A 19,263-nucleotide genomic window follows, 5' to 3' on the forward strand; every position below is an offset into this window, starting at 1 on the left:
GATCATCTGCTGCGCCTAACGCCCGCAAAACCTCACCCTGGACAACATCCGCAAATCGCCCTCGCGGTAATAGTCATCACTCCAGCTGTCATCCACTGCCAGTGGCCTGACCTGCTTGAGGGCGAGTTTTTTCGCGAAGTAACGAAAGCGGTAATGCTCATAGAAACGCAGCAGTTCCAGCCCGTAGCGGTCGGCCAGGTCGGTATTGCCCTGAATGATCAGGTAGTTCTCGTCGTTGCCGCTGCTGGCGGCGGCACTGAGGTTGTGGCTGCCGCTGAGGATGGTCGGCGTGTCACTGGTGAAGTCGGTGACGATGGCTTTGGTGTGCACCAGTAGATTGCCCTTCTGGCCTTTCATGTTTTCCCGCAGCCAGCCTTCCAGACCGGTGTTGAGCAACGCGGTGGCGGCGAATTCGGCGGTGCGGTCGGCATGAAAGCCGGTGATGCGGCTCTTGGTGTTTTGCAGGCCGTAGCGCAACACGTCGTCATTGGGCTGGCCGAGCAAGGCGTCGAGGATGCGGTCGGGCAACACAAAGGCGGTGACGAACAACAGGTCCTTTCGCGCCCCCTTGATGATGTCGACGAAGCGATCCAGATCGCCCTCCCCGGTGCGTGGCGAGAACCCGGCGAACAACGCTTCTTGCGGGGCCATGGCATTGTTCAGGGTCAGCCACTGGCGAGTGGCATCGACGTCCTGGGGCGTTGCCCAGATTTGCTCGAATACCTGGGAATAGCTGCTGCTGATCCGCGGGTCGTCCAGCACATGCACGACGTTGGCCTGGCGGTAGACACCGTTGGCGGTGAAGTTGGTGCTGCCGCACAGCACGGCTTCAGGTTGCAATGAGCCGCTGGCCTCCACCTTGCTCAGCACCATGAACTTGTTATGGAAAATGTTGTGGGTGATCCGCCCACGTTTGTTGGCCGCCGGCATGTTCTCGAGGCTGGCTTCGTTGCGCGCCGTGGTGTCGTCTCCCGGCTCGGCGTGATACAGCACCCGCACCCGGGCGCCGCGAGCGTGAGCGGCAGTCACCGCGTCGACGATCACCGGCAATTCGTATTCATAGATGGCGACGTCCAAGGCCCAGCGGGCATCCAGCGCCCGGTCGATGAAACCGGTCAAGCGACCCAGCAAGCCGTTTTCCAACCAGCGACGTGGTGCGTCGGGCCAGTCATCGATGGACAGGTGCTTGTTGGCATTGAGCAACGCGTCCACTTCGGGAAACTTGCGCTGGAACGCCTGGCTGGCGGCCACGGCACGGTTGAAGATGACCCGCTGGTCGACCGGCTGCCCGTCGTCGCTGGTGACGGTGACGGCCAGGGATTCGCCCAATTGCGGCGAATCGGGGCTGCCATAGGCCAGGTGCACGCGATAGTGGATCGTCACGCCGGGGTTGACGGCGTAGTCGGCCCAGCGAAATTTCTGCAGGGGCGCCTTGTCGCTGGGGGTGGCGTGGAACTGGGGAAAGGTGTGGGCCTTGTCGGGGAACGTCAGGCTGTTGAACAGGAACAGCCAGGGCTTGTCCCCCTGCTGTTTCTCGATGGCAAAACCCAGCAAGCCCTTGCGCCGGGGTTCGGCCAGGTCCATGGCGAGCAGCACGCCGTTGGTGCCGGCATAGGCCTTGACCCGAAAATCGTCCTGGGCGTTGGTGACGAGTACGCGCATGGTTCACTCCTGTGAGGGGCTGCTTGAGCATAGTGCAGTGATGCGGGTCAGGTGGGCAGGTCATGGGAACCGAGGGGATGCCATCGCGAGCAAGCTCGCTCCCACAGGGGGCCGGGTGTTCATCATTCATGTGTTCACAAAACAGTGTGGGAGCGAGCTTGCTCGCGATGGGGCCCTGACAGTCACAGAACCTTTCAATCAGCCTCATCGATATGCCGATACTCAGCCCCCAACCGCCCCGCCAACTGCCGGGCCCGGCCCAGGCGAATCGGGCCTCTTTCGATGTCGATCAACAGGCACGGGCAATCCAGGGAGGGCAGTGACAGTCCCTCCTTGACACGCCCATCGGTCATCACCAACACCCGCTGCTGCTCCGCCGGATAACGCCTGCGCCGCGCCACCAGCCAGCGCCCGGCCTCGTTCAGCGCCGCCAGCAACGGCGTTCCACCACCGGCGCCCAGGCCATCGAGCCAGTCGCGCAGGCCCGCCGAGGCCTTGAGCCCTTGCACCTGCCAGTTCGGCTGCGTGCCGCTGGCCGTCAACAGCGCCAGGCGGGCCCGCTGCCGGTAGGCGTCATCGAACAGTTGCGCCAACAAGCCTTTGCCGTCACTCAAGGCGCGATGACGACGGGTCGAGGCCGACGCATCGACGATGACCAGCCACAGCTCATGGGGCGCCCGATGCCGAGCGTGCCAGCGCAAGTCTGCATGCCGCTGTGGCCGGCCATTGAGCAACGTTCCCGGCCAGTTCACCGCACCGCTGGCCGCCGCTTTACTGCGGCCCTGGCGTCCCTGCGCCAACGTTCCTGCACGGGGTCTGGCATTCGCCCCCGCCGTTGAACGAGGGCGAATGCCTAGGGCTTTTTTGGCCAGCTCGGCACATCGCGCCGGGCCCCGGTTGGCAACGCCCGGGCAGGCAGGTCGCCCCATTGGCCTTGGCCTTCATTGGGTTCAGTGGTTTTTCCCGCCCCCGTCCCGGTCGGCGCCTGGGACGGTGCCGAATGCCCGCGGCGCCGATGACGCAAGGCAAACTCGGCGACCGCATCGATGTCTTCATCGCTAATGGCATCCGCCCCACGCCAGGCGGCGTGGGCCCGGGCCGCCCGCAGCCAGACCAGGTCGGCGCGCAAGCCATCGACCCCGGCGGCAAAACAGCGCTCGGTGATCTGCGCCAGCGTCGCATCATCCAAGGCGATCCCAGCCAAACGGTCGCGCGCCCGCTGGCAACGTTCGCGCAACTGCCGCTGGGCCGTCTCCCACTCCGCGCAGAAGACCGCCGGATCACTGTCGAAATCCAACCGCCGCCGGATGATCTGGCCGCGTTCAGCCGGTGCGGTGTGACCGTCGAGGGCAACGTTCAGGCCGAAACGGTCGAGCAACTGCGGGCGCAGCTCGCCCTCTTCCGGGTTCATGGTGCCGATCAGCACAAAGCGCGCCGGATGCCGATGGGAAATGCCGTCGCGCTCGATCAGGTTGGTGCCACTGGCGGCCACATCGAGCAGCAGGTCCACCAGGTGATCGGGCAGCAGGTTCACTTCATCGACATACAGCACACCACCATCGGCCTTGGCCAGCACGCCGGGAGAAAATTGCGCGCGCCCCTCTCCCAGGGCCACATCCAGATCGAGGGTGCCCACCAGCCGCTCTTCGGTGGCACCGAGGGGCAAGGTGACGAACTGACCGCTGGCCAGCAGGTCCGCCAGGCCCCGGGCCAAGGTGGACTTGGCCATGCCCCGTGGGCCCTCGATCAGCACACCGCCGATTTTCGGGTCGATCGCGGCCAGGCACAGGGCCAGTTTCAGGTCATCAGCGCCGACCACGGCGGAGAGTGGGAAATGGGAGGTATGGGTCATGCTGAAGGCCTCATGGATGTGCGGGGTTGCCCTGTGGCGAGGGAGCTTGCTCCCGCTGGGGCGCGCAGCGGCCCCCAGAACCTGAGGTCCCAGTGCCCTTCCAGAACGACGACTGCTGCGCAGCCGAGCGGGAGCAAGCTCCCTCGCCACAAGTGCGCGTCTGTTGTGCTCATTTCAGCCATCCTCCTCGATGTCCAACAACAAATTCTCCAACGCCTCGCGATACTCCCCCGGGTCCTGCCACATCCCCCGCTGCTGCGCTTCGAGCATGCGCTCGGTCATGTCCCGCAGGGCGTCGGGGTTGTGCTGGCGGACGAAATCCCGGGTGTCCGGATCGAGCAGGTAGGCATCGGCCAGCAAAGCGTACTGGTGATCGTCGATCAGCTGCGTGGTGGCGTCGAAGGCGAACAGGTTGTCCACCGTCGCCGCCAGTTCGAACGCGCCTTTATAGCCGTGGCGCTTGACCCCGTCGATCCACTTCGGATTGGCCGCGCGGGAACGGATGACGCGGTTGAGTTCTTCTTTCAGGGTACGGATCCTGGGCAGGTCCGGCTGACTGTGATCGCCGTGATAGCTGGCCGCGGCTTCCCCGCTGAGGGTCTCCACCGCTGCCAGCATGCCGCCCTGGAACTGGTAGTAATCATTGGAATCGAGCAGGTCGTGCTCGCGGTTGTCCTGGTTCTGCAGCACCGCTTGCACCTGGCTCAGGCGTTGGGAGAACTGCTCCCGGGCCGCGGTGCCTTCATCGCTGCCGCCGTAAGCGTAGCCACCCCAGTTCAGGTACACCTCGGCCAAGTCTTCGCGGCTCTGCCACAAGCGACCGTCGATCGCACCCTGCACACCCGCGCCATAGGCACCGGGCTTGGCACCGAAAATCCGCCAGCCGGCCTGGCGCGCCGCGTCTTGAGGCTCAAGGCCCGATGCCAGCAACGCTTCGCGCTCACCACGCACCTTGGCCGCCAAGGGGTTCAGGTCGTCCGGTTCATCGAGGGCGGCGACAGCCTGCACGGCGGCATCGAACAGGCGGATCAGGTTGGCGAAGGCGTCCCGGAAGAACCCGGACACCCGCAGCGTCACATCGACCCGCGGCCGGTCCAGCAGGCTCAGCGGCAGGATCTCGAAGTCATCGACTCGCTGGCTGCCGGTGGCCCACACCGGACGCACACCCATCAGCGCCATGGCCTGGGCAATATCATCACCGCCAGTACGCATGGTGGCGGTGCCCCACACCGACAGGCCGAGCTGGCGCAGGTGATCACCGTGGTCCTGCAAGTGACGTTCAAGGATCAGGTTCGCCGACTGGAAACCGATGCGCCACGCCGTGGTGGTGGGCAGGTTGCGCACGTCCACCGAGAAGAAATTGCGCCCGGTGGGCAACACATCCAGGCGCCCGCGACTCGGCGCACCGCTGGGGCCGGCCGGCACGAAGCGCCCGCTCAAGGCATCGAGCAGGCCATGCATTTCCGCCGGACCGCAGGCGTCCAGGCGTGGCGCCACGACGGCTCGCAGGTTTTCAATGATGCCGCCCACCACCTCCCAACCCGGCGCGTCGAGCTGCTCAACCGCGCCGTCCAACGCCTGCTCGATCAACTGCGCGGCGAACAGCTCCAGGCGCTCGCGGGTATCGCCGGCGCTGCGCCAGGGCTCGGCGCTGATCCGGCGCAATGCCTCGGGACAGTCGCCCATCCAGGGTTCGGCCAGGGCGCAATCCAGCGGATCGAAGCCCAGCCCGAACGCCTTCGCCAGCGCCCGCAGCAGGCTCGACTGCGCACCCTTGCCGTCGCCCCGGGGAATGCGCAGCAACGCCAGCAGGGTGTCGATGCGCAGTCGTCCGCTGGGCGATTCGCCAAAAATGTGCAGGCCGTCGCGGATCTGCGACTCCTTCAAGTCGCACAGGTACGTGTCCAGGCGTGGCAGCCAGATCGCGGCGTCAGCATCGCTGTCGAGGCCGGCATCCAGTTGCAGCTCGCGGTCGATGTGGGTCTCGCGCACCAGGTTGAGGATGTCCCGTTGCAGTTCCCGGGCGCGGCGCGGATCGAGCAATTGCGCCTCGTAGTATTCGTCGGCCAGCAGCTCGAGGTTACGCAGCGGTCCGTAGGTTTCGGCCCGGGTCAGCGGCGGCATCAAGTGGTCGATGATCACCGCCTGGGTGCGACGCTTGGCCTGGGCGCCCTCGCCCGGGTCGTTGACGATGAACGGGTAGATGTTCGGCAATGGCCCCAACAGCACGTCCGGCCAGCAATTTTCCGAGAGCCCGACACCTTTGCCCGGCAGCCATTCGAGGTTGCCGTGCTTGCCGACGTGGATCACCCCGTGGACGCCGTAGGTGTGGCGCAACCAGAAATAAAACGCCAGGTAACCGTGGGGCGGCACCAGGTCCGGGTCGTGGTACACCGCACTCGGGTCGACCTGATAACCACGGGCCGGCTGGATGCCGACGAAGGTCAGGCCCAAGCGCAGGCCGGCGACCATCAGGCGGCCATCGCGGAACATCGGATCCTGCTCGGGCGAGCCCCAGCGCGCCAGCACCGCTTGGCGATTGGCCTCGGGCAGCGCGTCGAACATGGCCAGGTAGGCATCCAGGGCCAGGCTCTGGTGACACGGACGCAGGTCGAGGCTGTCCAGGTCGTTACTGACCCCGCCGAGCAATTGCTGGATCAACGCAGTGCCGCTCGCCGGCAGTTCGGCCGGCAGTGGATAGCCCTCGGCCTGCATGGCCCGCAGGATATTCAAGGCCGCCGCTGGCGTATCCAGGCCGACGCCATTGCCGATGCGTCCGTCCCGGGTCGGGTAGTTGGCGAGGATCAGCGCCACACGCTTCTGCCCATTGGGCAGGCGCGCCAGGGTGGTCCAACGTTGGGCCAGCTCGGCGACAAAATCCATGCGTTCGGGTACGGCGCGGTAGCAGACCACGTCGCTCTGGCTGCGCTCACTGCGCCAGGCCAGGTCCTTGAAACTGATGGGGCGGCTGATGATCCGCCCGTCCAGCTCCGGCAAGGCAATGTGCATCGCCAGATCCCGTGGCCCCAGGCCCTGCTCGCTGGCGCGCCAGCCCGGTTCGTTGTCCTGGGCGCAAATGGCCTGGATCACCGGGATATTGCGGCGAAACGGTCGCAAGTGCGGGGCTTCGGGGCTGGATTGAGCGAAGCCGGTGGTATTGAGGATCACCCCCGCTTCCACTTCATCCAACCAGTCCTCCACCCGCGCCAGGCAACCGGGCTCCTTGAGGCTCGCCACGGCAATCGGCAACGGATTGAGCCCCGCCGCTTGCAGGCGCTGGCAAAACACGTCGATGAACGCGGTGTTCGCCGCTTGCAAGTGGGAACGATAAAACAGCACCGCCGCCACCGGTTGCCCGGCGTTCCACTCGGCTTGCCAATCGCCGAGGCTGGCGCTGGTTTTCTTCGGGTGATAGATCGCCGTGCGCGGCAGGGTCTGCGGCTCGGCCCACGGATAATCGCGGCCGAACCATTGACTGCCGAGGTTGTGAAACAGGTCCAGGGCATTGCCCAGGCCGCCCTGGCGCAAAAACTGCCAGAGCCGGTCGCGGTCCTCGACGGCCACGTTGCTCAGGTCACTGAGCTCCGGGTCCGGTCGATCATCCCCCGGCACCAGGATCAGCTTCACCCCGCGCCCGGCCAGGTCCATCAGGCGCTCGATGCCGTAGCGCCAATAGCCAATGCCGCCGTGCAGCGACAGCAGGATAACCTTGGCGTGGCGCAGCACGTCTTCGAAATACAGATCCACCGAGGCGTGGTTCTGCACCTGCATCGGGTTGGCGAGGCGAAACTCCGGATAATCGCCCGGCAATTGCTTCGCCGCTTCGGCCAGCAGCGCCAGGCTGGAGTCGCCGCTGCACAGGATCACCAGTTCGGCGGGGGTTTGCCCCAGGTCGGCAATGTTGTCATCCGACACGAAACCGCCGGGCTGGGTCCTGAGCAGGTGCATGGCTTAGGCGCTGAGGGCGGCGCGCAACTGCGCTTCAAGCAGCGCAGCGTCCAGCGCCTGGCCGATCAGCACCAGACGGGTGACCCGCGCTTCCTCGGCGCCCCACTGGCGGTCGAAATGTTTGTCGAAACGCGTGCCAACGCCCTGGATCAGCAGGCGCATCGGCTTGTTCGGGATCGCCGCGAAACCCTTGACCCGCAGCACACCGTGCTGGACCACCAGTTGCGTCAGCGCGTCCAGCAACAGGCTTTCGTCGGCCTGGGGCAGCTCGATGGAGATGGAATCGAAGGCGTCGTGATCGTGGTCGTCATCGTCGCCATCGTGGTGATGGTCGTGATGGCTGTGGCGGCCGTCGATGTGCTCTTCGGAACCGGCGCCCAGGCCGATCAACACGTCCAGCGGCAGGCGACCGCTGCTGGCTTCGATGACCTTGACCGCCGGCGGCAACTCTTCGGCGACTTCCAGGCGAACCTTGGCCAGGTCTTCAGGGCTGATCAGGTCGGCTTTGTTGAGGATCACCAGGTCAGCGCTGGCCAGTTGGTCGGCGAACAGTTCGTGCAGCGGCGATTCGTGGTCCAGGTTCGGATCGAGTTTGCGCTGGGCATCGACCTGGTCGGGGAAGGCGGCGAAGGTGCCGGCGGCCACGGCCGGGCTGTCGACCACAGTGATCACCGCATCGACGGTGCAGGCGCTGCGGATTTCCGGCCATTGAAAGGCCTGGACCAACGGCTTGGGCAAAGCCAGGCCGGAGGTTTCGATCAGGATATGGTCGAGGTCGCCACGCCGGGCCACCAGCTCGCGCATCACCGGGAAGAATTCTTCCTGCACCGTGCAGCACAGGCAGCCGTTGGCCAGTTCGTAGACGCGGCCGTTGGCTTCTTCTTCGGTGCAACCGATGGCGCACTGCTTGAGGATCTCGCCGTCGATACCCAGCTCGCCAAACTCGTTGACGATCACGGCGATGCGCCGGCCTTGGGCGTTGTCGAGCATGTGCCGCAGCAAAGTGGTCTTACCCGAGCCGAGAAAGCCGGTGACGATGGTGACGGGGAGTTTGGCCAGTGTTTTCATCGGATGCCCTTTGGCAAGGTGGCGGGCAAACGGGACGACAACCGCAGGCACAGGTGTGCACGGAAGATTTCGCCACCGGATCACCCCGCCCGGTTGTAGTGAGAATCTGTCTCGAGGCAGGTCTCCTGGCTGACGGCGGGCCAGTCTTTCGACTGGCAATGGCTGCGCCTTCCCGTGCGCCTTTGGTAAAAGGGCATGCACAGTGGCCTTGCAGAAACCTCACCGTTCACAGTTGCGGGGGCAGCCGCGGCTTGGACCGCGTTCCCTTCTTAGCTTCGGCGCAGGCCGAAGAACCTCGAAGGCGCAAGGCTACGCAGGGTGTGGGGGCGGGTCAATCTCCGCAAGTGAGTTCTGCGGTGTCTTTGCCGCCGCCATCGCGAGCAAGCTCGCTCCCACAGGGGGCTGTGGGATCCAATGTGGGAGCGAGCTTGCTCGCGATGGGCTGCGCAGCGGCCCCCTGTGCATTGACGGCCCCGCCCCACCCATGCTCTCCTGTGCGCCTAGTTACGGGTGCCCTTCACAGGGTGAAACGGGAAACCGGTGAATCGTGTGCTTTACTCCAAAGCCACGTCAGTCCGGTGCTGCCCCCGCAACGGTAAGCGAGCGAAGCGTCTGAACCACTGTGTCTGCCCTGCTACAAGGGCGCATGGGAAGGTGACGCTTGCAGGCAAGGCCCAGCCCCTGCCCCTCGCGAGCCCGGAGACCGGCCCATGACTCAAGCATCAACAAACCCGCGGTGGGCGGGCGCTGTTCGAACCTTGGCGATCTTTCGCCCGGGGTCTCATTGCGCTCGCATCCCCACGGAACAAAAACAGAGGGAAGCGCCATGTCGACCATCAGCAGCACCGCCCGCACCGCCAGCAGCACCACCACCCTGAGCCAACGCCTGAGCGCCGCGATCCTGGCTTCGATCCTGGGCGCGGGGCTGGTCTATTTCGCCGGTTTCTCCCACATCGAAGCGGTGCACAACGCCGCCCACGATACCCGCCACAGCGCCGCCTTCCCCTGCCATTGAGAACTGACGACATGATCAAGCGTATCGCGCAGACCGCCGGTTTCAGCGGCTTGCTGGCCGCCCTGCTGCTGACCCTGTTGCAGAGTTTCTGGGTATCGCCGCTGATTCTCCAGGCGGAAACCTTCGAGAAGGCCCCGGCGACCGAGGTCCATGAGCACACCGACGGTGTGGCCCACACCCATGATGCCGAGGCCTGGGAACCGGAAGATGGCTGGCAGCGCGTGCTGTCCACCACCGGCGGCAACCTGGTGGTCGCCGTGGGTTTTGCCCTGATGCTAGCGGGCCTGTACACCTTGCGCACACCGACTCGCACCTCCCAGGGTCTGCTCTGGGGCCTGGCCGGTTATGCCACTTTCGTCCTGGCACCCACCCTCGGCCTGCCCCCGGAATTGCCCGGCACCGCAGCGGCCGACCTGGCCCAGCGGCAGATGTGGTGGATCGGCACCGCGGCCTCGACGGCGGTGGGCATTGCCCTGATTGCCTTCGGCCGGCATTGGCTGCTCAAGCTGCTGGGCGTGGCGACGTTGCTGGTGCCCCACGTTATCGGTGCGCCGCAGCCCGAAGTCCACTCGATGCTGGCGCCCGAAGCGCTGGAAAGCCAGTTCAAGATCGCCTCGCAGGTGACCAACGTCGCCTTCTGGCTGGCCCTGGGCCTGATCAGCGCCTGGCTGTTTCGCCGTGACGGCCAAGCCCACCACGACGCATGAGCACCGGGTCGATCCTGGTGATCGGCTTGGGCTGCCAGCGCGGATGCCCCGCCAGCACGCTGCGGGCCTTGCTCGAACAGACGTTGCTGGCCCACGGCATCGAACTTCAACAGGTACGGGCCCTGGCCAGTATCGACCTCAAGCGTGACGAGCCCGGGCTGCTGGAGCTGGCCGGGCAACTGGCCTTGCCGCTGACCTGCTTCAGTGCCGAACAGTTGGCCGGTTACGAGCGGCGGCTCAGCCATCGTTCCGAGATCGCCTTCGCGCAAACCGGTTGCTACGGCATCGCCGAAAGCGCCGCCCTGGCCTTGGCCGATCAATTGGGCACGACGCCCGCAACCCTGCTGATTCCCCGTCAAACAGGCCCCATGAGCACGTTGGCATTGGCGGTCGTGGCGTAAATCCCGATAATCGCCGCCCAGGATCATGAGCGATCTTCATCTGGGCGACGCTCACCCACCTTTCACAGGAGCCGGTCATGACCGTGTACTTCATCGGCGCCGGCCCCGGCGACCCGGACCTCATCACGGTCAAAGGCCAGCGACTGATCCGCCAGTGCGCGGTGATCATCTACGCCGGCTCGCTGGTGCCAACCGCCGTCCTCGAAGGCCATTGTGCCGAACAGGTGATCAACAGCGCCGAGCTGCATCTGGAACAGATCATCGAATTGATCAGCAGCGCCCATCTCAAGGGCCAGGACGTGGCCCGGGTGCACTCCGGCGACCCGAGCCTGTACGGCGCCATCGGCGAACAGATTCGTTGCCTGCGGGAACTGGACATCCCTTTCGAAATCATCCCGGGCGTGACCGCGACCTCAGCCTGCGCCGCCCTGCTGGGTGCCGAACTGACCTTGCCGGACATCTCCCAGAGCCTGATCCTCACCCGTTACGCCGATAAATCCCCGATGCCCGCTGGGGAAGAACTGGGCAACCTGGCACAGCACGGGACGACCATGGCGATTCACCTGGGGGTCAATCACCTGGAAAAGATCGTCGACGAACTGCGGCCCCACTACGGCGCGGATTGCCCGATTGCGGTGATCCACCGGGCGACATGGCCGGATCAGGACTGGGTGCTGGGGACGCTGGCAGATATTGCCGAAAAGGTGCAAGCCAAGGGTTTCCGCCGAACGGCGCTGATCCTGGTGGGGCGTGTGCTGGGCAATGACGTGTTCAGCGAATCGTCGCTGTACCGCGCCGGACATGCGCATCTCTACCGGCCCTGACTCGCCAGAGAATCCACCTGGATCCCCCTATAGGGGCGAACCAGTGGGAGCAAGGCTTGCCCGCGAAGGCGTCGCCTCGGTCTATCAACTACACCGAGGTGTTTGCATCGCGGGCAAGCCTTGCTCCCACAAGCTCGCTCCTACAGGTTACAAACTGATCGCAAGATGGTATCGCCACAATCAGTAGTAGGCGTTTTCTTTCTGCGTATGGTCGGTCACGTCGCGCACGCCCTTGAGCTCTGGAATACGCTCGAGCAAGGTGCGCTCGATGCCTTCCTTCAAGGTCACGTCAGCCTGGCCGCAGCCCTGGCAGCCGCCGCCGAACTGGAGCACGGCGATGCCGTCTTCCACCACGTCGATCAGCGAAACCTGGCCGCCGTGGCTGGCCAGCCCCGGGTTGATCTCGGTTTGCAGGTAGTAATTGATGCGCTCGTTGACCGGGCTGTCGGCGTTGACCATCGGCACCTTGGCGTTCGGTGCCTTGATGGTCAGCTGGCCGCCCATGCGGTCGGTGGCGTAGTCGACTACCGCATCGTCCAGGAAGGCTTCGCTGAACGAGTCGATGTACGCGGTGAAGCTCTTGAGCCCCAACGCGGTGTCTTCGGGTTTTTCTTCTCCCGGCTTGCAGTAGGCAATGCACGTCTCTGCGTACTGGGTGCCGGGCTGGGTGATGAAGATGCGGATCCCGATACCCGGGGTGTTCTGCTTGGACAGCAGGTCGGCCAGGTAATCGTGGGCGGCATCGGTAATGGTAATGGCGGTCATGGAAACTCCTCGCAGGCTTGACGGCAGTTTACGCCAATCATCGCGCCGGACAAAGTCCTAGTATTTTTGTCAGGAAAGCGTCCGACGGCACGGGGTTTGCCGCCGGACAGGCCGATCAGAGGTTCTGGTAGCGATTCATGTCCAGCACACCGCTTTCCACGGGCTCCGTTTCCTGGATGTACTGGCTCAGGTCATGGAAGTAATACCAGAACTGCGGGTGACTGCGGCGAATCCCCCAGCGCTCGACAATCCGCTCGAACGCCGGCTCATCCTGGGCACGTTCCATGGCCTCGACGAATGCCGGCACTTGCCCGGCCGGAATGTTGAACATGAAGTTCGGATAGCTGCTGAGCACGCCCGGGTAGACCGTCAGCGTGTCCAGCCCCGGCTGATAGCGCGTTTCCTCGCCCAGCAGGAACGCCACGTTGCTGTGGGCCCGGTTGCGCAGCAGGCTGTAGACCTCACGTTGGCCGCTGGCGGTTTCGATGCGCAACAGGGTCGCTTCCGGCAGTTGGTCGATCACCTTGAGCCCCGCCGCTGGGCGCGACACCAGCCGACTGAGGGCCTGCTCGGCGTTTTGCAGCGCCGGGTCGATGTTCGGGCGCGAGCAGTAGGCACCGTCGCAGCGGTTGATCGGATCGGGATGCGCGTTCAGATCGCCATAACGGACCAGCAGTTGCTGGGCGAAATCAGCCTTGGGGTCGCGTTCGTCAAGCTTGAGGGCGGTCGGCTTGTCATCGTCGATGGCCTCATAATCGAGCCACATCTTGAATTTGCCACCGGCCTGGTACCAGTCGTCGAGGTAGCCTTCCCGGGAGTCGGCCGGCATCAGGCGCAGGAAGTTCTGCTCCGCACCGTTGCGGATCAAATCGAAATACAACCGGGTCTGGGCCTGGTGGGAGACGTTGCCGAACACGTCGAAATTCACCGCCAACTGATAATAGGTACGCTCCAGCAACGGGAAGTCGAACAGCCACATCGTCTGCGGCACCTCCCCGATCAGCCCCTTGGTGACCGAAGCGCTGTCGAAATGCCGGAAAATGCTCAGCAACGCGTTGTCGTTGCCGGCCCATAGCGTCGACCAGCTCGGTGCCGGCAGCTCGGCATAGTTGTCGCGGCGCAAGGCTTCGTACTCGTTGCGCTTGTCACGGTAATCGAGCCACAGGCTGAGGACGCTGCCCACATCGTCGTTCTGCCCCGGCATCGCCAACAGCGGTGTGGCCTGGCCGCGGTAGTTCGGGTCGGTGATGTACAGATCGTGTTCAGGGGCCTGGAACAGCGCCCAGAAATTGTCGCGGATCACGTCCGTGGCGATCTGGCCCCGGCACACCGGCCCGCGGATGAACGTCCGCACGAAATACTCGGCGTTATCGAGCATGAATTGGTAACGGGCCTGGGCCGGAATCGCTTCGAAGGTGGAAAACGGGTTGGCCCGGCGCTCCGGACCGTAGCCCGGCAACGCGGTGACCTGCCACTTGCCGCTGTAGAACAGGCTCTTGATCCGCGCCATCTTCGCCGCGCTCAAGCCGTAGGTGATGTGGGTCTTGTGCACGATCACCCCTTGCACCGGCCAGAGCCGATAATAGACGCGGGTGCCAGGATCGTCGTTCGGACGGCGGGTGTTGATCAGGTCAATGGGCTGGCCGGTGGGCGTACGCGAACGCACCCATTGGAAGAAATGCCCCGGCTCGCCGTCCTTGAAATAGATATGCGCCAGGAACCAGTGTTCGAACAACCAGCGCCCCACCAGGCTTTCCCGGGCGCCGGGGGCGTTGAGCAGGTTTTCCCACTGCACCACTTGCAAGGCTTCGGCGGCGCTCGGGGCCAAGGCCTGCTGGTCGATCGGGGCGCCGGCGGCCAGCCAGCGCTGCAGGGTCTGGTATTGCTGGTCGGTCAGGCCGGTGACCGCCAGCGGCATGCCTTCGCGGGGATGCGCAGCGGCGTATTCGTCGAACTGCCCCGGCATCGGGCAGGTGTTGTCACGGTTGAGCCCAAGCACGATGTCTTCCGGCAATTTGGCGTTGGGCTGCAATGGCGTACGGTGCCCCAGTTCCAGCATCCGCGCCATCAACGCCGCCTGGCTGCCCTGGGCATCGAGCACCGAATAGAAACCTTTGCGCTGCCAGGCCCGCTGGCCGGAGGCATCGTAGAACAGACGGGTCGGTTCGGCCGCCTGGCGTCGCTCGCCGTCATACACCGACAGCTTGCTCGCCCCCCGTGCCGCCCCTTCGCCGCTGCCCAGGTTCAATTGGCAGGCGGAGTCGTAGCAGGCATGACAGGCCACGCATTTTTCCGTGAAGATCGGCTGGATGTCGCGGGTGTAGGAGATCGCCGGAACGGGATCCCCGGCGGCTGCGCTAAAAGACAACGACAGCAGCAGACTGCCGAATAAGACGCGGTACGGCATGTCTCGGGTCCCTAAGAGATAGTCCGGCGATTCTACCGGGCCAACATCGCCTTGCAAACATGAGCGATATTCATGCAAAAGCCCCTCATGATCAAATCCTGCGCAGGTTTGCTATCATCCCGGCCTTCGTAATGGTCTTTTTTTCCAGGTAGTCCTATGTCCGATCGCAGCGCTCGCCTTTATCTTCTCCAGCAAGCCCTCAAGGAACGCATCCTGATCCTCGACGGCGGCATGGGCACGATGATCCAGAGCTACAAGCTGGAAGAACAGGACTACCGCGGCAAGCGTTTTGCCGACTGGCCGAGCGACGTCAAGGGCAACAACGATTTGCTGGTGCTCAGCCGTCCCGACGTGATCGGTGCCATTGAAAAAGCCTACCTGGATGCCGGCGCCGATATCCTGGAAACCAATACCTTCAACGCCACCCAGGTGTCCCAGGCCGACTACGGCATGCAGGGCCTGGCCTACGAGCTGAACCTGGAAGGCGCACGCCTGGCCCGCCAGGTGGCTGACGCCAAGACCCTGGAAACCCCGGACAAGCCGCGCTTCGTCGCCGGCGTGCTCGGCCCGACCAGCCGCACCTGCTCGCTGTCGCCGGACGTGAACAACCCCGGCTACCGCAACGTGACCTTCGACGAACTGGTGGAGAACTACACCGAAGCCACCAAGGGCCTGATTGAAGGCGGCGCGGACCTGATCCTGATCGAGACCATCTTCGACACGCTGAACGCCAAGGCGGCGATCTTTGCCGTGCAAGGGGTCTACGAAGAACTGGGCGTCGAACTGCCGATCATGATCTCCGGCACCATCACTGACGCCTCCGGCCGCACCCTCTCCGGCCAGACCACCGAAGCCTTCTGGAACTCGGTGGCCCACGCCAAGCCGATCTCCGTGGGCCTGAACTGCGCCCTCGGTGCCAGCGAACTGCGCCCGTACCTGGAAGAGCTGTCGAACAAGGCCAGCACCCACGTATCGGCCCACCCCAACGCCGGCCTGCCCAACGAGTTCGGCGAATACGACGAACTCCCGGCCGAGACGGCCAAGGTCATCGAAGAGTTCGCCCAGAGCGGCTTCCTGAACATTGTCGGCGGTTGCTGCGGCACCACCCCGGCGCACATCGAAGCCATCGCCAAGGCCGTGGCCGGCTACGCGCCGCGACCGATTCCAGAGATCCCGCGGGCTTGCCGCCTGTCGGGCCTGGAACCGTTCACCATCGATCGCAGCTCCTTGTTCGTCAACGTCGGCGAGCGGACCAACATCACCGGCTCCGCCAAGTTCGCCCGGTTGATCCGCGAGGACAACTACACCGAAGCGTTGGAAGTGGCCCTGCAGCAGGTCGAGGCCGGCGCCCAGGTGATCGACATCAACATGGACGAGGGCATGCTCGATTCGAAGAAGGCCATGGTGACCTTCCTCAATCTGATTGCCGGCGAACCGGACATTTCCCGCGTGCCGATCATGATCGACTCCTCCAAGTGGGAAGTGATCGAAGCCGGCCTCAAGTGCATCCAGGGCAAGGGCATCGTCAACTCCATCAGCATGAAGGAAGGCGTCGAGCAGTTCATCCACCACGCCAAGCTGTGCAAGCGCTACGGTGCCGCCGTGGTAGTGATGGCGTTCGACGAAGCCGGCCAGGCCGACACCGAGGCGCGCAAGAAGGAAATCTGCAAGCGTTCCTACGACATCCTGGTCAATGAAGTCGGCTTCCCGCCGGAAGACATCATCTTCGACCCGAACATCTTCGCCGTCGCCACCGGTATCGAAGAACACAACAACTATGCCGTGGACTTCATCAACGCCTGCGCCTACATCCGCGACGAACTGCCGTACGCGCTGACCTCGGGCGGCGTGTCCAACGTGTCGTTCTCGTTCCGTGGCAACAACCCGGTGCGCGAGGCGATCCACTCGGTGTTCCTGCTGTATGCGATCCGCGCGGGCCTGACCATGGGCATCGTCAACGCCGGCCAACTGGAGATCTACGACCAGATCCCGGCGGAACTGCGTGACGCAGTGGAAGACGTGATCCTCAACCGCACCCCCGAAGGCACCGACGCCCTGCTCGCCATCGCCGACAAGTACAAGGGCGACGGCAGCGTCAAGGAAGCGGAAACCGAAGAATGGCGCGGCTGGGAAGTGAACAAGCGCCTGGAGCATGCGCTGGTCAAGGGCATCACCACCCACATCGTCGAAGACACCGAAGAGTCGCGACTGTCGTTCACCCGGCCGATCGAGGTCATTGAAGGCCCGCTGATGGCTGGCATGAACATCGTCGGCGACCTGTTTGGTGCCGGCAAAATGTTCCTGCCCCAAGTGGTCAAGTCCGCCCGTGTGATGAAGCAGGCCGTGGCCCACCTGATTCCGTTCATCGAGGCGGAAAAAGGCGACAAGCCGGAAGCCAAGGGCAAGATCCTGATGGCCACGGTCAAGGGCGACGTCCATGACATCGGCAAGAACATCGTCGGCGTGGTGCTCGGTTGCAACGGCTATGACATCGTCGACCTGGGCGTGATGGTGCCAGCGGAGAAGATCCTGCAGGTGGCCAAGGAGCAGAAATGCGACATCATCGGCCTGTCCGGCCTGATCACCCCGTCCCTGGATGAGATGGTGCATGTGGCGCGAGAGATGCAGCGCCAGGACTTCCATCTGCCGCTGATGATCGGTGGCGCCACCACCTCCAAGGCCCACACGGCGGTGAAGATCGAACCCAAGTACAGCAATGACGCGGTGATCTACGTCACCGACGCCTCCCGCGCCGTGGGCGTGGCGACCCAGTTGCTGTCCAAGGAACTCAAGCCGGCGTTCGTCGAGAAAACCCGCCAGGACTACATCGAGGTACGCGAGCGCACGGCCAACCGCAGCGCCCGCACCGAGCGCCTGAGCTACCCCGCGGCCGTGGCCAAGAAGCCACAGTTCGACTGGAGCAGCTACCAGCCGGTCAAGCCGACCTTCACCGGCGCCAAGGTGCTGGACAACATCGACTTGAACGTCCTGGCCGAATACATCGACTGGACACCGTTCTTCATCTCCTGGGACCTGGCCGGCAAATACCCGCGCATCCTCACCGACGAAGTGGTCGGCGAAGCCGCCACCGCGCTGTATGCCGATGCCCGGGCGATGCTGCGCAAGCTGATCGACGAGAAACTCATCAGCGCCCGCGCCGTGTTCGGCTTCTGGCCGGCCAACCAGGTGCATGACGACGACCTGGAAGTCTACGGCGACGATGGCAAGCCACTGGCGCGCCTGCATCACTTGCGCCAGCAGATCATCAAGACCGACGGCAAGCCGAACTTTTCCCTGGCCGACTTCGTCGCGCCCAAGGACAGCGGCGTGACCGACTACGTGGGCGGCTTCATCACCACCGCCGGCATCGGCGCCGAAGAAGTCGCCAAGGCCTACCAGGAGGCCGGTGACGACTACAACTCGATCATGGTCAAGGCCCTGGCCGACCGCCTGGCCGAAGCCTGCGCCGAATGGCTGCACCAGCAGGTGCGCAAGGAGCATTGGGGTTATGCCCGGGACGAGAGCCTGGACAACGAGGCGCTGATCAAGGAGCAGTACACCGGCATCCGCCCTGCCCCCGGCTACCCGGCCTGCCCGGATCACACCGAGAAGGCTACCTTGTTCCGCCTGCTCGATCCCGAGGCCAGCGAACTGAAAGCCGGCCGCAGTGGCGTGTTCCTCACCGAACACTACGCCATGTTCCCGGCGGCAGCGGTCAGCGGCTGGTATTTCGCCCATCCCCAGGCGCAATACTTCGCCGTGGGCAAGATCGACAAGGACCAGGTCCAGAGCTACACCGCGCGCAAGGGCCAGGATTTGAGCGTGACTGAGCGTTGGCTGGCGCCGAACCTGGGCTACGACAACTAAGCGCCCTCAAAAGATCGCAGGCTTCGCCAGTTCCTACAGGGTTTTGTGTGTTCCCGTAGGCGCTGGCGAAGCCTGCGATCTTTTTTTGTCTATGCTTGTCCCACACACATGGCAGACGAGGGATTTATGGACGATCCAGTCGACAACAAGCCGCCGACCCTGTTGCAGATGATGCACAGCGTGCTGGCCGCCGCCTTCGGCGTGCAGAGTGGCAAAAACCGCGCCCGGGATTTCACCCACGGCAAGCCGAGTCACTTCGTGATATTGGGGATCGCGTTCACGGTGATTTTCGCCTTGACGCTGTTTGGCATCGTCAAGCTGGTGGTGCACCTGGCGGGGTTGTAACGTTCTCCAACACAACACATGACCCTGTGGGAGCGAGCTTGCTCGCGATGACGGTGCACCAGTCGACATCAATCCGACTGAACCACCGCTATCGCGAGCAAGCTCGCTCCCACAGGTTTTTCATCGCCAGGGATAAACCGTTTATTGGTGACTGACCCAGAACACTGCAGTGCCCACCACCAGGATAATCAGGAACAAAATGGCCCAGGCATCAACAGTACTGTCGCTTTTCCTTGCTTTGGTCGGATTGCTCATTGCATCGCCTCTTGTCGGTTTTGTAGGTGATTGCATAGGGACTCGACCACAGTTAAGACGATGATTGCCCGTACGACAAATGTGGGTTAGGCAATAATGAATCTCATTAGTCGATTTGGTTCTTTACATATACTCAAACATCACTTT

At 63.9% G+C, this 19,263-nt stretch carries 13 protein-coding genes and 2 riboswitches; of the genes, 6 read left to right on the top strand and 7 right to left on the bottom strand.

The window, feature by feature from the left end:
• Nucleotides 1-15 precede the first annotated feature (15 nt).
• The 5 genes from AO356_RS00490 to cobW all read right to left on the bottom strand — a co-directional run bounded on the left by AO356_RS00490 (nt 16) and on the right by cobW (nt 8,530).
• Entirely contained in the window at nt 16-1,662 is a 1,647-nt protein-coding gene (locus AO356_RS00490; protein WP_060738111.1) for a phospholipase D-like domain-containing protein, read from the bottom strand.
• 194 nt (nt 1,663-1,856) lie between these two features.
• Entirely contained in the window at nt 1,857-2,462 is a 606-nt protein-coding gene (locus AO356_RS00495; protein ID WP_219734524.1) for a vWA domain-containing protein, read from the bottom strand.
• Nucleotides 2,463-2,515: 53 nt separating this feature from the next.
• The gene (locus tag AO356_RS00500) at nt 2,516-3,514 is read right to left on the bottom strand and encodes an ATP-binding protein (protein ID WP_060738112.1); all 999 of its coding nucleotides are present in this window, start codon (nt 3,512-3,514) and stop codon (nt 2,516-2,518) included.
• A gap of 174 nt (nt 3,515-3,688) precedes the next feature.
• Nucleotides 3,689-7,462 (bottom strand): cobaltochelatase subunit CobN, encoded by a 3,774-nt coding sequence (gene cobN, locus AO356_RS00505; RefSeq protein ID WP_060738113.1) that lies wholly within the window; start codon nt 7,460-7,462, stop codon nt 3,689-3,691.
• A gap of 3 nt (nt 7,463-7,465) precedes the next feature.
• On the bottom strand, nt 7,466-8,530 hold the full coding sequence (gene cobW, locus AO356_RS00510; RefSeq protein ID WP_060738114.1) for a cobalamin biosynthesis protein CobW: 1,065 nt from the start codon (nt 8,528-8,530) through the stop codon (nt 7,466-7,468).
• Between the two features lie 97 nt (nt 8,531-8,627).
• A riboswitch (cobalamin riboswitch) is annotated at nt 8,628-8,843 on the bottom strand.
• Between the two features lie 178 nt (nt 8,844-9,021).
• Nucleotides 9,022-9,257, top strand: a riboswitch (cobalamin riboswitch).
• 99 nt (nt 9,258-9,356) lie between these two features.
• On the opposite strand from cobW, the gene AO356_RS00515 reads away from it, so the two are divergent.
• The 4 genes from AO356_RS00515 (at nt 9,357) to cobM (ending at nt 11,477) form a co-directional block, all read left to right on the top strand.
• Nucleotides 9,357-9,545: a CbtB domain-containing protein gene (locus tag AO356_RS00515; protein ID WP_014338677.1), complete on the top strand. Its 189-nt coding sequence runs from the start codon at nt 9,357-9,359 to the stop codon at nt 9,543-9,545.
• An 11-nt stretch (nt 9,546-9,556) separates the two neighbouring features.
• A complete protein-coding gene (locus AO356_RS00520; RefSeq protein ID WP_060738115.1) occupies nt 9,557-10,252 on the top strand; it encodes a CbtA family protein in 696 nt (231 codons plus the stop codon).
• Nucleotides 10,249-10,653, top strand: coding sequence for a cobalamin biosynthesis protein (locus AO356_RS00525; RefSeq protein ID WP_060738116.1), 405 nt, complete (start codon nt 10,249-10,251; stop codon nt 10,651-10,653). The genes AO356_RS00520 and AO356_RS00525 overlap by 4 nt, the downstream gene beginning before the upstream one ends.
• A gap of 77 nt (nt 10,654-10,730) precedes the next feature.
• Nucleotides 10,731-11,477, top strand: a complete 747-nt coding sequence (gene cobM / locus AO356_RS00530) for a precorrin-4 C(11)-methyltransferase (RefSeq protein WP_060738117.1) — start codon at nt 10,731-10,733, stop codon at nt 11,475-11,477.
• A gap of 180 nt (nt 11,478-11,657) precedes the next feature.
• Here cobM and nfuA read toward each other — a convergent pair whose 3' ends face one another.
• On the bottom strand, nt 11,658-12,242 hold the full coding sequence (gene nfuA / locus AO356_RS00535; protein ID WP_003182850.1) for a Fe-S biogenesis protein NfuA: 585 nt from the start codon (nt 12,240-12,242) through the stop codon (nt 11,658-11,660).
• Between the two features lie 115 nt (nt 12,243-12,357).
• On the bottom strand, nt 12,358-14,649 hold the full coding sequence (locus AO356_RS00540) for a fatty acid cis/trans isomerase (protein ID WP_060738118.1): 2,292 nt from the start codon (nt 14,647-14,649) through the stop codon (nt 12,358-12,360).
• Between the two features lie 156 nt (nt 14,650-14,805).
• On the opposite strand from AO356_RS00540, the gene metH reads away from it, so the two are divergent.
• Entirely contained in the window at nt 14,806-18,516 is a 3,711-nt protein-coding gene (gene metH, locus AO356_RS00545; RefSeq protein WP_060738119.1) for a methionine synthase, read from the top strand.
• 126 nt (nt 18,517-18,642) lie between these two features.
• Nucleotides 18,643-18,861, top strand: coding sequence for a DUF2970 domain-containing protein (locus AO356_RS00550; RefSeq protein ID WP_024781254.1), 219 nt, complete (start codon nt 18,643-18,645; stop codon nt 18,859-18,861).
• Nucleotides 18,862-19,263: the final 402 nt, after the last annotated feature.

The sequence above is a fragment of the Pseudomonas fluorescens genome, assembly GCF_001307275.1.
In the GTDB taxonomy this organism is placed as follows: domain Bacteria; phylum Pseudomonadota; class Gammaproteobacteria; order Pseudomonadales; family Pseudomonadaceae; genus Aquipseudomonas; species Aquipseudomonas fluorescens_AA.